We start from the raw sequence: 14,738 nt of genomic DNA, 5'->3' as shown, positions 1-14,738 counted from the left end.
GTTACTGACACTCACTCGTGAGGGTCAAACAGAGAAGATAAGATCAAATGAACTATAATTACATGGTTGAGTAAAGCCACGCGAAAGCGATACCACACATAATAGCATTTTTTTGAAAGCACACGATGCTTGACTCACAACACGTTTACTTGTACCAAACTTCATACATTGTTAAAAATGAAAGCTTATTCGATTGATTTTAGGCAAAAAATCCTTGATACTTATCATACTGAACCCATTTCACAAAAAGCAATAGCTAAGCGTTTTTCTGTAGCCCTGAGTTTTGTACAAAAATTGCTTAAACAATATCGTGAAACAAAAAACATTACTCCGAGAACTGACCGATGTGGAGTCAAAGGCAAACTGAATGCGGAGCAACTACTCATCTTGGCGGAATTGATTGAAGGAAATAATGATGCAACTCTTGAAGAACTCCGTTATTTACTTTATGGGAGAATTGGATTTTCTGTTAGTAGAGCAACAATAGGAAGAATGATAAAACTCTTAGACATTACTGTCAAAAAAAACTCTCTTCCCTTCAGGGAAAGGGACAGAGCGAGTTCAAATCCTGCGATGTGAGTTCTGGAAAACAATTAAAGAGATTAGTTTGAAAGACTTAATATTCATTGACGAATCGGGAGTTAATTTGGCAATGGTTAGGTTATATGCTAGGTATGCAAAAAGGTGAAAGAGCCAAGGGGTCAAAACCAACTAAACGTGGCAAAAATGTCTCAATAATTGGAGCAAGGTCAGTCAATGAGATTTTGACATCGGTTAATCTAATAGGCGGAACTGATGCAATTACATTTGAAGCTTTTATTATCAGAAAACTTGTGCCAAAACTCTGGAAAGGTGCTTGTGTAGTGATGGATAATTGTCCCATTCACTTGGGAGAAGAAGTGAAAAAAGCGATCGAAAAAACAGGGGCAAAATTAATATACTTATCACCTTATTCACCAGATTTTTCACCAATTGAAAATCTGTGGTCAAAACTTAAAATCATTCTCCGTTCTATCAAGACTACTAATTATCAAGAATTAGGAAAAGCCATAGATTTTGCGTTCGGACAAGTTACATCGTCAAATATTTTTAACTGGTTTACACACTGCTGTTATTGTACCTCATCTTTTTGAGAAAGGCTATAAATTAAAGATTTTAACAATTGGTAAGGACTTCTGAATTAAGGGTTTGGAGCTTCCCTATAGTTGCATTGTTTTTGGCAACTGGTGTTAAAAATCGTCAACACATCCCCAGACGAGGCATTTGTCTAGGGGATTTTTGGTTTGATGCAAATCGACTTGTTCGGCGGTTGTTGCTTCTACTTCGCCATTGGGGTAAAGAATGTGGATGATGTCACCGCTGACGAAGGCGAGGGGATTTTCTTGACAATTGCCAGGATTTCTGATAGGAAAGTTAATGGTTTTCATGGTCGATCGCCCTGATGGTATTTGTAGCGCTTTTAGCTGCATATAAATCATCCGCTAGTCGTAAAAATTATTGTGTGATTCTATGAATGTTTATCTGTGATCCAACTACACACTCAGAGCGATATCAGTCACATCAGGTGAGCTGGGGGCGATCGCCCCGCGACAATCGCCAAACCAAAATAATCGCCAAAAATTAGCAGTCGGGCTTGTGCGTAAGTGCTAATCTGGTACTGTTCTTCACCCTATCCGTACAGATTAAAAACCTTGGCTAAACAGCGACTAGACACATTATTGGTCAGCCTAGATTTGTGCAGTTCCAGACAGCAAGCTCAGGCCTTGATTCGGACTGGAAAAGTCTCTATCAACCAGCAGGTAGTTGACAAACCGGGCACTGAGGTGGACATTGCAGCAAAAATTCAGATTAAAGAGCGATCGCGCTATGTTTCTAGAGGCGGCGACAAATTAGCCAAAGCTTTAGAAGTTTTTGCGATTCCCGTTGCAGGCAGAATTTGTCTCGATGGCGGCATCTCCACAGGCGGTTTTACCGACTGTTTGCTGCAAGCCGGCGCCGCCTTAGTCTACGGCATAGATGTTGGCTACGGTCAAGCAGATTGGGGCTTGCGGAACGATCCGAGGGTAATTTTGAAAGAACGTACCAATTTGCGGTACATGACTGCTACTGAGCTTTATGGGGACTCTGGGCAAGCAGATTTGGCGGTAGTAGATGTGTCGTTTATTTCCCTGGATAAGATTTTACCGGCGCTGTGGGAATTGTTGGTACCACCGCGAGAAGCGGTGTTGCTGGTAAAGCCGCAGTTTGAGGTAGGGCGCGAGAGAGTCGGGAAAAAAGGCGTAGTGCGAGACTCACCAACTCAAGCTGATGCGATTTTTCAAGTGTGGAAGGCAGCTACAGCTTTAGGATGGCAGCAACGTGGCTTAACGTGGTCGCCTTTACTTGGCCCGGCGGGTAATATCGAGTATCTTTTATGGTTGGGGATCGATCGCGAACTAGAATCAGACCAGAGGGCGATCGAAGAGGGTGTTGTGAAAGAACGGATCGCACAAGTCACCAAAGCGGCCGCGCGGGAACTTGTCGATCGATTGTAGATTGTAGATTGATTTCAAGATGTCAAGCTAATCAATTTTAAAAGTCTAATTTGGAACTCCAGATTGCTTTAAAATTTCAAGTTGTTTTGTCAATCGGACTCCTCAACTTTCACAAAAGTGAATAATTCCATGCAATCATTCAAACAAGCCGGCTCAATTTTACTGTACGTTCTAGGTGGCATCGGGTATGTAGCAATTGTAGCTACTATTGTAGGCGTTTCAATTCTCATCAAGTGGGCCGCTCTGCTACTAGCCGACAAATTATTATATACAATTCTGATTATCGGCGATTTGTTGAGGGGTATCGAAATTATTGAACTGTTAAATATATTGGTATTTGCTTTTATCGGTATGGGAGTGGGTGTGGCGACAAGGCTTTTACACCCTCAATACGGTCGCAAAGTTAGTGCGGCTTTGTTGATACTTATAGTCCCCTTAGTTTTCATGATTACGCCCGCAATTCGATATAATTCTTGGCTGGACAAAGTGGAAGAATCGGATAAATTATCGCCTCCGCAAACTACAACCTTAACTAACTCATTTTTGAATAGAAAAGTAGGATTGCCTGGTTTTGTCGGTTATTACGTATATACTGGTCAGTTTCCGGTTATTCCGACGAAACAATCTGAGATGAAAGACCTCGACAGCTTTGAAAAAAAAGTTAATTCCAGATTTGTACAGTTCACAGGTATTGCTCCGACTATTGTTTCTTGGTCAATGCGGGTTTGTTTTTGGCTGATTAGAATATTTTACTTTTCTATAGCGGTAATTGCGACTATCGCCCATTTTAGGGAAGGTGTGAGAATCGCCAGACGGTAATACCATTTTCGATTTTCGATTTTCGATTAAAGAATTGGGAATCACTGATTAAAATCGTGGTTTGGAGCTTAGCTACAGTTGCATTCTTTTTTGACAATTGTATAAGAATAAAAGCAGTAGGGTGCGTCAGATCCTAGCTCTTGGATTATTAAGAAATAACGCTCTTCTGACCGAAAGCATCCAGGATACAAGCCCCCGGATTCATTCCTTCGCAGACTCAGGACGGAGAAATAAAAAACCTGTATTCGATAAACAAGCCCCCGAATTTATCCGTGGGGTCAATGCTTCAATTCTTTAATCTAAAATCTCAAATCTAAAATCGATTGACGCACCCTAGTCAACAGCGATTTTTAGGGCTAAACAATGAGTTGACCAATTTTTCTCAAGACTTGAAGAACCGTATAAAGTTCGTTCATTAGAGGAACAGGTGAAAATATTCTTGATAAGTCATATTTAGGCGGATTCTGAAAGTCTAGCTTGACGAATACAATTTCACTGCCATTTGTCATCGCAGCAAAACTCGGTCTATCCTTGCGGGGATTGGCGGTCATGTATGCTAGTGTTTGGGGGAGTGCAGACATTACTGAAATGGTGGTGCGCTTCGACTCTAAGAGTGTCACCCAAAACTGATTTTGCATCACTAAAACATCAATCCGTCCCTTGAGAGTTTCTACTTCATCATCCTCGTCATCTAAAACAATTTGTACAGATTTTTCAGCCATCATTTTAAAAGGTGGATCGTAAAAACCCGCTCGTTCCAATAGAGTCGAACCCATGATTAGCGTAACGGTTCCTTCTGTAAGGCTTCCATCATTTAAATGATAAAGATACCGCCGCCGAATTAAATTGAGAGCGGCTTTATCGACTTCTGTAATTTCTGGTAAATCTGCATACCATTCTGGGAAAAATCCCTCCGATTCAGTTCGCGTAATATTGAATCGAGATTCAACATCTGCTAAAGTTTGAATGATTTCAGTAATGGCTGTTGTTTGTGTCATATTTTAAACTCTTGCTGCAAGCGATCGATAATTGTATTACGCTCGATGGTGGCGAGAATTTCTTGAATTACCGTATCTTGTCCCAGGGGGCCCCAAGTGCAGCCTTTTTCTAAATAAACTTGGGCGGCGCGACCGACAGCATAGGTTCCGTAAGCTGCTAAACTAGCTTGAGTTACAGCAACTCCGGCAAAAGTAGAAAAGCCGATGTGCGGGGCCGCAGCCGCCGCACTTTTGCCAAATCCCAACAGAAAACTGCTACCCAATTCTCCCAAAAGTACGCCGCCAGCACTGGAGAAAATAGTCTGCCAAAGTTTCCCGGCTTCGTAACCAGTCATGGGTAAGCCGTAAAGTCTGGATAAAGAGCGAATTAAGGCTAAATCTGCGACACTTGCTCCCATTACATCCAAGAAGGCCACTGGATTTAAACCCACAGCCAAAGCTTTATATTTTGCAAATTGCCAGATTAAATCTTCGGCTTCTGTTTGTCGCAATTTGAGAACGTGACGGGCAATGTTTGCTTCAGCATCTCTAGCTTCCACTAAAGCATTTAGAGCGAGGAGCGATCGACCTTCTCTGTTAAGAATTGTGAGAATTTTATGTTTGAGTTCGTCTATCTGCGGGGGTGGCGACTCCCATTCGTTAGTTACTTTTCCGTCAGACCATTCCACCCGCACTTGCACAGGCGCGGGTTCGGCGGCTACCATGACTATTTCTAATGATTTGGCAGTTTTAGGCGGGGATTTTGCAGTAGATTTATCGGAGGAGTTGTTTGGGCGATCGGACAAATTTTCGCTATCTGTTTCCTCTGTTACCGCAGCGGCTGCTAACTCTTCAGAATTTCCCAGCGCTTGCAAACTTTGGTAAATAGCTTTTCTGTCTAATTCTGGATAAAGGTCAATTTTATTAAAAACTAAAATCACCGGTTTTTGAGCTGTTTGCAATTCGCACAGTGCTTGATATTCAGTTCGGGTGATATCGCCTGCAACGACAAACAGAATTAAGTCAGCTTGGCGAGTTACTTGTTTCGCCATTTCGCCGCGCACTTCGCCGCCAACTTCATCAAGTCCGGGAGTATCGATTAATTCAACTTGCACCCCTCCTTTCCCCCCCTTGGCAAGAGGGGGTTGGGGGGATTCGTCGCTGTCAAGGAAGGATAAAGGCACACTCCAGCGCACGGAACGCGGCCACTGAGTCACGCCGTTGAGAGGGCCTGTTTGCAGAATTTTGTGACCTAAAAGCGCGTTTAATACGGCTGACTTGCCACGGCTGACTAAGCCGAAAGTAGCAATGCGGATTATGTTGTGGTCTAGTTTTTCTGAGGTGGAAGTTAAGATATCTAACTGATATTGCAGCGCCGCTTCTAATTCAGTATTATTCGAGTTTTTTTTCCCTTGGCGCAGGTGGGAATAGCGCGCCAGGGCTTCGCGCAAACTGGCGCGGGCAAGGGATAAGCGATTTTCTTGAAGGGAATTGTCAGCCATTGGCGATCGGCTTTTTTAAGCAGGTATAATTGATCGTCGAATTATAAATCCTATTTCTTATTTTAATACAATTTTTCATAAATTTATAATTTTTTTTTTTGGAATTAGGTAGGGACACGGCACTGCCGTGTCCCTACGCATATCATGGGCCATCGACCCAATTTAACATCAGATGCTGGACTACTTCTAATTGGCCACCGACTTAACGGTTTCGGGCCCAGATACCTGAGATGAAAGGCGACTCGCCACTTGGTTGACGAAAGATTGCAAGAAAGAAACTTGCTGATTTTGCGTAAATACTGCTTGCAAAGTTTTAGTCAACTGGTCGAGATTGAAAATGCCTTTGGGAGCATTTTCCAGTTCTTGACTTTGGAAATATTCAATCAAACTCAGTCCTGCTATTCTGGTAAAATAGGCTGCACTAATTCCCTGCACCGCGCCTCCTGCTACATAGGTGACGGCATTGCTTTTCAGCAGTCCAGTAATAGTTTGGGTAGACAGTTCTACTAATCCCAATTTAAACATTTGATTAGCTAAAGTACCCGCTACTGTCTTAGCTTGGTCTAAGGAAAACTGTTGCTGGTATATAGCGCCGAGATCGATTACGAGTTGGGTGCTGATGGCGGTTGTTGCTAACAAGTCTAAAGCGGGAACCGGGTTAGCAAACACGGTGGCGGCGGCGATGTACTGATATTGTTCGATAATGGGAATTGCCCGATCGCGCCTGACCGCATTTAATAAGGTTTTTGCCTCTAACTTGATACTTGCAGCCTCGCGCACTGCACTCGCCCAGACCAACTGTTGCCGTTCTTCAGTTAAGATTTTAGTCAATCTTTCTGTCAGCGCGTCGAGTTGAGAGACTTGCTTTTCGATCCGTTCTTGAACTGTGCCGTCCGCTTGGTGTCGGCGCACTTTAATAGAATTGGGAGAAGCTGCGATCGCAATTATATCTTCGGTTCCCAATATTCCTTGCATTTTCTGCTGCAAAGAGTTCAAAACCTGCGACTGCTGTTCTGGCAAATATTGGTCTAGTTTGTTCCAGACTAGCAGCACGCGCTGACCTGCGGCAGCTAGCTGAGATAATGTTTGAAATTCGGAATCTGTGATGTCGCCCGCTGTCACAAACAGCACTAAATCACCGCCGATTTTGGCATCGGTATTTGTATTAGCAAATAGCGGTGCTGTTTCTGGAAAACTCAGCTTGTGCTGGTGTTGAGATGCCCAATTAGAATTTAAAACTTGAATTAAGGCAGTTTTGCCAACAGCTTTGCCACCCGTTACGGTAATCCGCAAATCTTGTCTGTCTAATTCCGCTCTGAGCCGATCGAGCTGTGCTGTTAGATTAGCCGGATCTGCAGAGTTTGGAGCTTCTGAAGCCAGCAATTTAATTGCGGTTTCTGAAGCCGCGATCGCTTTTTCGGCTGCTTCCCGGTTCGCCAAGGGTTCCGGGAGTGCGAGTTCGAGTTTGGGGGATTGTTGTTTCCACCACCAATACCCCGCACCGGCAGCCGCCAAGCCGATGAGTGCCGTTTCGCCCATTTCTGAACCCGAATGCTGTAGAGTTTCCAGCAGCCACAGCGCTGCTGAAAGTCCTATTCCGCCTATCAAAATCGGTCGTCGCAAGTTAAGTGTCATTTTTCCCTTCCTGTGGGTATTGTCGCCAAGCTTAACCTTCGCGGGCTTGGCCTCCCTCCCTATATTCCATCGTACCTCTGCAGCATCCAAACTGGCAGGCGGGCAATCCGACTTTTGGGGGGGATTACACCCTAAACCTTTTCCAGAATTGCCAAATGTTTGTAGTAAGGACTTTAATCTTTGCTGTTGAGTTGGGAAACAAAGGACTTTAGTCCTCACTACAAATTGTTAATCTTTAAGAAATCGGAGGGGTAATTGTTTAGTCTCCCAGACAAATTCCTAAACCGCGGGCCGTTTTAACCAGAGTACCATCGAAGTCTACAGGTCTATATTTGGCGATCGCATCTTCGAGAGGAACGCTCACAACTTCCCGCTTTTGCCAAGATACCATGCAGTCGTATTTCTCTTCGGCAATTAAATCAACTGCTGCGATGCCAAAAGCAGAAGCAATTAGTCTTTCTAGCGGTGAAGGAGTTCCTCCACGTTGAATGTGTCCCAAAACAGTGACGCGAGTTTCTGCACCGCCGCAGTCAGAAATTGTATCAGCTAAATACTGACCAATTCCGCCTAATCGACTTTGACCTAAGCGATTTGTGTGCATTACTAACTCGCCTTCTTCAGTGCGAACTGCCTCCGCTACTATAATTAAACAGTAGTTTTTTCCCCGGTCTTGGCGTTCTTGGATTTTGGCACAGATTTGGGAAATTTTGTAAGGAATTTCGGGAATCAGAATTATATCAGCTCCCCCAGAAATTCCGGCACTAATCGCAATATGTCCAGCGTCGCGTCCCATGACTTCAACAATCATGACGCGACTGTGACTGGCCGCAGTAAAATGCAAGCGATCGAGTGCTTCTGTGGCAATATTGACCGCCGTATCAAAACCGATGGAACGCTCGGTAATTCCGACATCATTATCTATAGTTTTAGGAATAGCAACTAAATTCAAATTACCTTGTTGAGCAATCTTCCTGAGAATGGCAAGACTACCGTCGCCACCAATGCCAATTAAAGCATCCAAACCTAGTTGATGATAGCCTTCGATAATGTCCTCAGCACGATCGCGTAGAGTCCCATCAGGCATCGGGAAAGCAAAAGGGTCGCCCTTATTTGTCGTGCCTAGCATCGTACCGCCAATGGTGAGCCACGAGTCTACTTTCTCAATATCCAAGGAAATTGCTTCAGGGGGACGACTCATCAATCCGTGGGTGGCTTGACGAATCCCCATCACTTTCCAATTGTAAGTGCCCGTTGCGCGGTAGACAACCGCTCGAATAACGGCGTTTAAGCCTGCACAGTCACCCCCGCTAGTGAGGATACCTATACATTTTTGTTTTCCCATAATTAATGCCCGACTTTTGTTCTTCAGAACATGAGTTGATATTTTTAGATCGCGATGGTTCAATCCTGATTTTCGACGTAAATAGGTAGGCGAAAATAAAATTTACTCTGTAACAGAATGTAAAGCAATCATAACTTTTGTGATTGCTTTCATAAGAAATCGCTCCTTCAGGGAGCTTTTCACTCGCTTTTGACTACTTATGTATTTTTCAGCTTCATCCACCTAATGGAGTGCCTCATCTCTGACGCATCCCACAAGTTCGATCGCCAACTCAGTCGCATCGCCAATCACCGTCTCAAACAAAACATAAATTTTACTTGGGATTGAGGCGTTTAGAAACTTGGTTAATTATACCGCTGAGAATAGCACCGCCCATAAGAATTCCCAGGGCGGGATTAAATACGGGCTGCCACAGACTGTACCACAAATCAAAACCGAGATTCACCCCGGTCGATCGCCCTGCTACTGCGATCACAAACCACCCAAAAATGGCAAAGACGAAAAACACATCAGCTACTAAAAGCAAGTTAAGCAAGTTAAGAAATTTATCTTTCATTGTCGAGGGTTCCTTTTGAGTGTATATGTGTCAAGTTTTGGCAAGCGGTTGGTAAGGGAGCGGATTGATAGCTGCAACTGGCGATCGAATAAAGATAAAATATCATTCAATTGTTTTCGCGCACAGGCTGTCAAAATATGGTTCGCTATACACTTCCTCAAAGCCCCGAAATTATTTTAACTGTCAAAGGGAAAGATTCAGCCAAAGCCCGCGAAGAAGCGATGGATCGGCTGATGGATCTCATGGATGAGGGCAAGCTGCCTACGGAACTCGTGGAGGGATTTGGGCCCAAGCAGTTTGTTGAAGTTAAGGATATCGAAGATGCTGCGTCTGAAGGCGAGGATGCGATTACTGAAGCCGTCCAGATTTTGAGCAATTTGGCAAGTCTCAAATTGAAAGTCATGGAATCCCGCGAAGAAGCACTCAAAATCCGGGCGGCGATCGACATTTTGTTTACAGATGAGGCTGTGACTGCCGAGGAAATTGGTCGTTTGAAAGATGGTTTCAAGGTTCTCAAAAACTTCGCTCAAGCTAATGTCCGCTATCGAGAAGCTAGAAGTAAAGCCGAAGAAGCACGGGCCATTCTCGACGAAGCTTTGCAATCTGTCGAACCGGAAAACAAGGCGCAGAAATCCGCGAAATAGTAGCAGGTTGGGTTGAAACTCACATCTTGCACCCTGCTCAAGGACAGGCAAGATGCCTGTTCCACAAATAGTAAATTTTCTTGTGGAACAGGCATCTTGCCTGTTCCTAAAAAACTGATTGAGAATGGTGCGACATCTCAGTTGAAACCTATTTCTGTCATTACGATCCGAAGGGAAGCAATCGGAAACCTCGGCGATTGCTTCGTTTCTTTATTCGGACATACAATAACTCGGCTGCAAGACATAATATTAACTTTATCCGCATTGAAATCAGGAAAAAATTGTGAGCCAACAACAAACAGGAATTCTCAGAAACTCGATGTCAGGCAGCTTGCTGCTGGCTAAACAGTTAGGTTTTGAACCAAAAACTGTGATTGATGTCGGTGCGGCATTGGGAACTTTTAACCTTTATGACACTTTCCCTAATTCGCGACATTTGCTAATTGAACCCATCGCCGAAAATGAACCTTATCTCGCCAAAATTTGCCGCAAGCTCAAAAGTGCAGAATACATTATCGCTGCGGCGACTAAAGAAGCGGGAGTTTTCACGCTTAACGTCAGTCCCTCTATGTTGCATTCTTCAATTTCTGAAAATCGAGTTACTGACAGCAGCGATCCTTATTTGCGAAACATACCAGCAATTACCCTGGATGGAATATGCAGGGAAAGAAATTTGCCAGGCCCGTATTTAATTAAAGTTGATGTAGACGGACAGGAATTAAATGTTTTAGCGGGAGCTACTGACATTTTGCAGCAGACTGAATATGTAATTGTAGAAGTTACTTTGTTCGGTCAGATGTATGATGTAATGAGTTTTATGAAGTCCCAAGGATTCGCAGCTTACGATATTGTTGATTTGGCATATCGCCCGACTGATCAGGCTTTGTGGCAAGTTGACATGGCTTTTGTTAAGGAATCCGGTCAATTCAGAAGAGAGAGTAGTTTCGCGACAGGAGAGCAGGATATAGAAGCACTTAACTCGCATCTCAAAGCTTATCGGGAAAGTTTCATCCAATACATTGACACTCATTACAGCGACCCAATAGAGCCGGAACCGCAGGTCACTCAAGCTGTTTTGGCCGAAGATTATGTCATCATTTAACTCAAGTTACTTCCATCGGATACTAAATCTGGGTCGCACTTCGCACGCTTATTTAATTAATCCTCAACATCTAAAAAACTGGTTTTCTAAATGCTGCTATTGCCGTCTATAAGCTTGCAATCTGCTGTAAATTGGCTTTCATTGGATATCAGAAAGTGGGAATGCCCTAATGCGGGTATCACCATGATAGAAACATCTATGCAGCTAAAAACATTAGAGATGAGGGTTTACGAATTTTAGAGGTAGGAAATACCTCCGTAGCTTCTGGAGCTAGAGTAAGACCAAGTAAAGGCACTGCTTTTACTCGGCATCAAGCTGTGAAGGAAGAATCCCCCGTCAAGCTACGTTGTGACGGGGGAGTGTCAACTACCACAATTAATCCCAAGGCGCTTTTGTTGTGAATCGTTGAGTTGCTGGCGGCCTAAGCTGTCAACTATCAACCAGTGGAGACGCTCAATTCTATTTCTTTAGCCCAAGGTATTGCTGCCAAAATATAGTAGATGTCATCTCCTTTGAAGCACTTTTCCATTTTTCACTTACGGATGACCATTCAATACTACTTTCAGCAGCAACTTTAAACCACCTAGTCAAAAGGTTAGTGCCAACTACTTTATCTTCTATCTCATTTTGGTCATTATAGCTTTTACTAAGCTTTATAATGTTTACATGGAATGCTTCTGGCTCAGCATTTTTAATAAAATCGGGTCCTTTTATATAGTCTTCAAAAGATTTTATAACCATTTCTACATGGTTATAATCAAACCTTGATAAAGACTCCAGTATTACTTTTGTAAAATGCTGAACTGTATCCATATATTCTATCGAATAATGGATGGCATAAGTTATTAGATCATTACGGATATAATAATAAGTTTCCCAATTTAACTTCTTTGCCGAAGCAGGTTGATGCCAGACAGCCATTGAGGGAAAAGCTACTATTTTGTTACCCAACTCATTAATCCTTAAACAAAACTCTATGTCGTCTATCTTGATAAATAAAGGTAGCGGTAATTTAATTTTTTCAACAACGTCTTTAGAAAAAGAGAAAAACCAAAATCCGCCATAATCTATATGTTCTTCCACCAGTAACCTGTTGAGAGAACTAGAACTTCGTAGATCAATATTATGATTTGCAGCGGTTAATGACCCAGGCGCAAATCCTCTAGTTTTAGAATCTTCGTTGTACGTTGCTCCTGCTTCATACAACATATGCTTTTTCTCTAAATTTAGCAGTCCGCCAGCTACTGCTAAATCAGTCTTGGCGTACTCATGCAAAGAAAACAACCTATAAATACATTGACTTTCTAACTCTATATCATCATCCATAAGCAAAAAATGAGAGTAGACGTTTTCCTCTAAAGCTTCAACTAGCCCTCTAGTAAAACCACCACTTCCACCCGCATTTATATTGGGAACCAGTTTCAGCTTTGGCTCCGTGAAATCAGCTTTGTTTAAAGTTCTACCATTATCAACAACAAATAATTTGAAGTTTTTAGTTTGTAGCAATTCATCTTGAAAAATCGCAGTCAATGTATTTTTTATATAAGTCTCTTTTTTGAACGTACAAATGGTAATTGCTAACGATACCTCTCTAGTTTTATTTTCATCAGTTGCTATCCACGCCTCTTTAAATGCACCCTGTTCACTAGAACAGGTTATTTCAAAATATATTCGGCCAGCGTTTTCATTTTGAAGGAGATTTATTGGTAAGATTTTTACCGGCTCTGAGAATTGACATTTCTCAAAGTTCTGTTCAGAAATAATTTCTCTTTTGTTTTCTCCGTTAACTTCTCTGTAAACAGCAACTTTAAAATCTCCTTCAAGTTTCAGCACATAGTAGATAGAGCTAAGAGTTGTGTATTTAGTATAAAATAGTTCGTAAAAGGAATTGAAGTAAGAATTTGAGGAGACAATACCACCTTGACTTAAGACAACTTTTTTTTCATCTTCCTGGTAGTTGATAGATGCAGATTCATTACACTGTATGTATAAATCAGAAGCATCGGCTGATTTTGGGAGATTTATTCCACTTACTATATTCATGTGATATGTACCTACTATGTTAGTAAATTTTCTTTTTTTATTTGAGTTATCTTAAGCATTCTTAGCTTAAGAATAATTTGTAGATAGCTTCTAGCACGTCCTCCTTGAGGCATAACTCCTATGACATTTTTTTAAGCTGTGGATAAAGCGATTGATATCGCATCCAAGCCTCTTCTAGGGTTGGATCAACTGATTGGGGAGTTGCAGCAAGCGTTGGTGCGGCTGCCAGTTTGCTCGTGTCATTAGCATCTGCGTATATGCCAATTCCTATACCCGCCAGTAGAGCAGCACCACGTCCGGAAGCAGCAGCAACTGTAGTTGCATAGAGGGGTATTCTCAATACATCGGTCAGTAATTGTTTCCAAGGCATTTCTGCAGTTCCACCGCCTGCTAAACGCAGTTCTGCCGCTTTAAAACCTGTTGCTTCAAGTGCCTCAAAACCTTGTCGTAAGGCAAAAGCAACTCCCTCTAAAGCTGCCCTCATCAGGTGCGCCTGTGTGTGATGCAGTCCAAGCCCCACCCATGCCCCACGTACATAGGGGTCGAGGTGTGGAGTTCGCTCACCTGTGAGGTATGGCAAAAATGTCAATCCTTCACATCCTGGGGGAACAGAAAACGCTTTAGTATAGACTTCCTGCCAGCTCAAGCCGAGGATACCTCGCACCCACTCCAGCGCTAACCCCGCATTTTGCATTGCAGCAAGGGTATACCACTGGTTAGGTACGGCAGCTCGATAGAGATGGGTACGACCATGACGATCGATAATTGGTTGCGATCGAGGTGTAATGATTTGAGCGCCTGTGCCGATCGTTAGTTGAACCAATCCAGGCTCTAATAGTCCGTTACCAAGTGCCGCCGCTGCGGTATCCGCAGCACCAGCGATAACCGGTAAGCCAACAGGTAAGCCAAGATGCTCTGAAGCAACAGTTGTTAGGTAGCCTGCGATCGCACTAGAGGGGATAATTTCTGGAAACCAATCACCACGTAGATTCAGCGCTGAGATTGCTTCCCCTGCCCAGTTGTCCGACACAACATCGTAAAGCAAAGTACCACTAGCATCAGATGGTTCGGTTGCGACTTCTTCAGTCATCCGTAACCGCAGCCAATCTTTTGGCTGAAGTGCCCAACGCGCTTGGGCGTAGACAGTAGCCTCGTGCTCTCGTAGCCACAACAAAGTGGGCCCAGCCATTCCAGCCGTAATCGGGTTGCCCAAGCGCTCTAGAATAGCGGCATCGAGCGAATGATAAGTGTTAAGCGTGGCACTAGAGCGACTATCTGCCCAGAGGATAGCAGGACGCAGAGGCTGACCCGACTCCGACGCTAGGACAACGCCGTGCATTTGTCCTGAAAGTCCGATCGCCTGTACCCGATCAGCATGATTTCCCACTGCCTTCCTAACAGCCGAGGCAACAGCTAACCACCAATCCTCTGGATCAGACTCAGCCCATCCGGGGTGAGGTGCATGAACAGGATAGGAGCTTGATGCTTCACCTATAGTGGTTCCGTCTGTCGCTAAGAGCAATGCCTTAGCAGAGCCTGTTCCTAAATCTATTCCAAGCAGCATTAGGCTAATCCTCAAATCAT

General features: G+C 43.5%; 12 protein-coding genes and 1 pseudogene. 5 read left to right on the top strand and 8 right to left on the bottom strand.

Annotated features, from left to right (window positions below):
* The first annotated feature begins 177 nt into the window (after positions 1–177).
* Positions 178–1,133 (top strand): annotated as a pseudogene (locus D0A37_RS00985) (IS630 family transposase).
* A 96-nt stretch (positions 1,134–1,229) separates the two neighbouring features.
* Here D0A37_RS00985 and D0A37_RS00980 read toward each other — a convergent pair.
* Complete coding sequence (locus D0A37_RS00980; protein WP_242720170.1) at positions 1,230–1,469, bottom strand: hypothetical protein; 240 nt, start codon at positions 1,467–1,469, stop codon at positions 1,230–1,232.
* A gap of 222 nt (positions 1,470–1,691) precedes the next feature.
* Here D0A37_RS00980 and D0A37_RS00975 point away from each other — a divergent pair, with 222 nt between their 5' ends.
* Positions 1,692–2,534: a TlyA family RNA methyltransferase gene (locus tag D0A37_RS00975; RefSeq protein ID WP_242720168.1), complete on the top strand. Its 843-nt coding sequence runs from the start codon at positions 1,692–1,694 to the stop codon at positions 2,532–2,534.
* Between the two features lie 129 nt (positions 2,535–2,663).
* Positions 2,664–3,353: a hypothetical protein gene (locus D0A37_RS00970; protein ID WP_242720166.1), complete on the top strand. Its 690-nt coding sequence runs from the start codon at positions 2,664–2,666 to the stop codon at positions 3,351–3,353.
* A gap of 356 nt (positions 3,354–3,709) precedes the next feature.
* Here the strand turns inward: D0A37_RS00970 and D0A37_RS00965 are convergent, their stop codons facing one another.
* The 5 genes from D0A37_RS00965 to D0A37_RS00945 form a co-directional block, all read right to left on the bottom strand.
* Entirely contained in the window at positions 3,710–4,351 is a 642-nt protein-coding gene (locus D0A37_RS00965) for a type I restriction endonuclease subunit R (RefSeq protein ID WP_242720164.1), read from the bottom strand.
* The gene (locus D0A37_RS00960; protein WP_242720162.1) at positions 4,348–5,832 is read right to left on the bottom strand and encodes a DUF697 domain-containing protein; all 1,485 of its coding nucleotides are present in this window, start codon (positions 5,830–5,832) and stop codon (positions 4,348–4,350) included. The genes D0A37_RS00965 and D0A37_RS00960 overlap by 4 nt, the downstream gene beginning before the upstream one ends.
* A 186-nt stretch (positions 5,833–6,018) precedes the next feature.
* Positions 6,019–7,467 carry a YcjF family protein gene (locus tag D0A37_RS00955; RefSeq protein ID WP_242720160.1) on the bottom strand — a complete coding sequence of 483 codons (1,449 nt, stop codon included), beginning with the start codon at positions 7,465–7,467 and terminating at the stop codon, positions 6,019–6,021.
* A gap of 259 nt (positions 7,468–7,726) precedes the next feature.
* Entirely contained in the window at positions 7,727–8,809 is a 1,083-nt protein-coding gene (locus D0A37_RS00950) for an ATP-dependent 6-phosphofructokinase (protein ID WP_242720158.1), read from the bottom strand.
* A gap of 313 nt (positions 8,810–9,122) precedes the next feature.
* A complete protein-coding gene (locus D0A37_RS00945) occupies positions 9,123–9,365 on the bottom strand; it encodes a DUF8620 family protein (RefSeq protein ID WP_242720156.1) in 243 nt (80 codons plus the stop codon).
* A 137-nt stretch (positions 9,366–9,502) separates the two neighbouring features.
* Between D0A37_RS00945 and D0A37_RS00940 the strand changes: the two genes are divergently transcribed.
* Positions 9,503–10,009 (top strand): hypothetical protein, encoded by a 507-nt coding sequence (locus D0A37_RS00940; protein WP_006634121.1) that lies wholly within the window; start codon positions 9,503–9,505, stop codon positions 10,007–10,009.
* Positions 10,010–10,292: 283 nt separating this feature from the next.
* Complete coding sequence (locus D0A37_RS00935) at positions 10,293–11,111, top strand: FkbM family methyltransferase (RefSeq protein ID WP_242720154.1); 819 nt, start codon at positions 10,293–10,295, stop codon at positions 11,109–11,111.
* Between the two features lie 459 nt (positions 11,112–11,570).
* Here D0A37_RS00935 and D0A37_RS00930 read toward each other — a convergent pair whose 3' ends face one another.
* Positions 11,571–13,154, bottom strand: a complete 1,584-nt coding sequence (locus tag D0A37_RS00930) for a glycosyltransferase (protein WP_242720152.1) — start codon at positions 13,152–13,154, stop codon at positions 11,571–11,573.
* Positions 13,155–13,272: 118 nt separating this feature from the next.
* The gene (gene xylB / locus D0A37_RS00925) at positions 13,273–14,718 is read right to left on the bottom strand and encodes a xylulokinase (RefSeq protein ID WP_242720150.1); all 1,446 of its coding nucleotides are present in this window, start codon (positions 14,716–14,718) and stop codon (positions 13,273–13,275) included.
* Between the last annotated feature and the right edge of the window lie 20 nt (positions 14,719–14,738).

This window comes from Microcoleus vaginatus HSN003 (assembly GCF_022701255.1).
In the GTDB taxonomy this organism is placed as follows: Bacteria; Cyanobacteriota; Cyanobacteriia; order Cyanobacteriales; family Microcoleaceae; genus Microcoleus; species Microcoleus vaginatus_B.
Note: the sequence above shows the minus strand (reverse complement) of the source record. Positions and strands in the feature narration are given on the sequence as shown.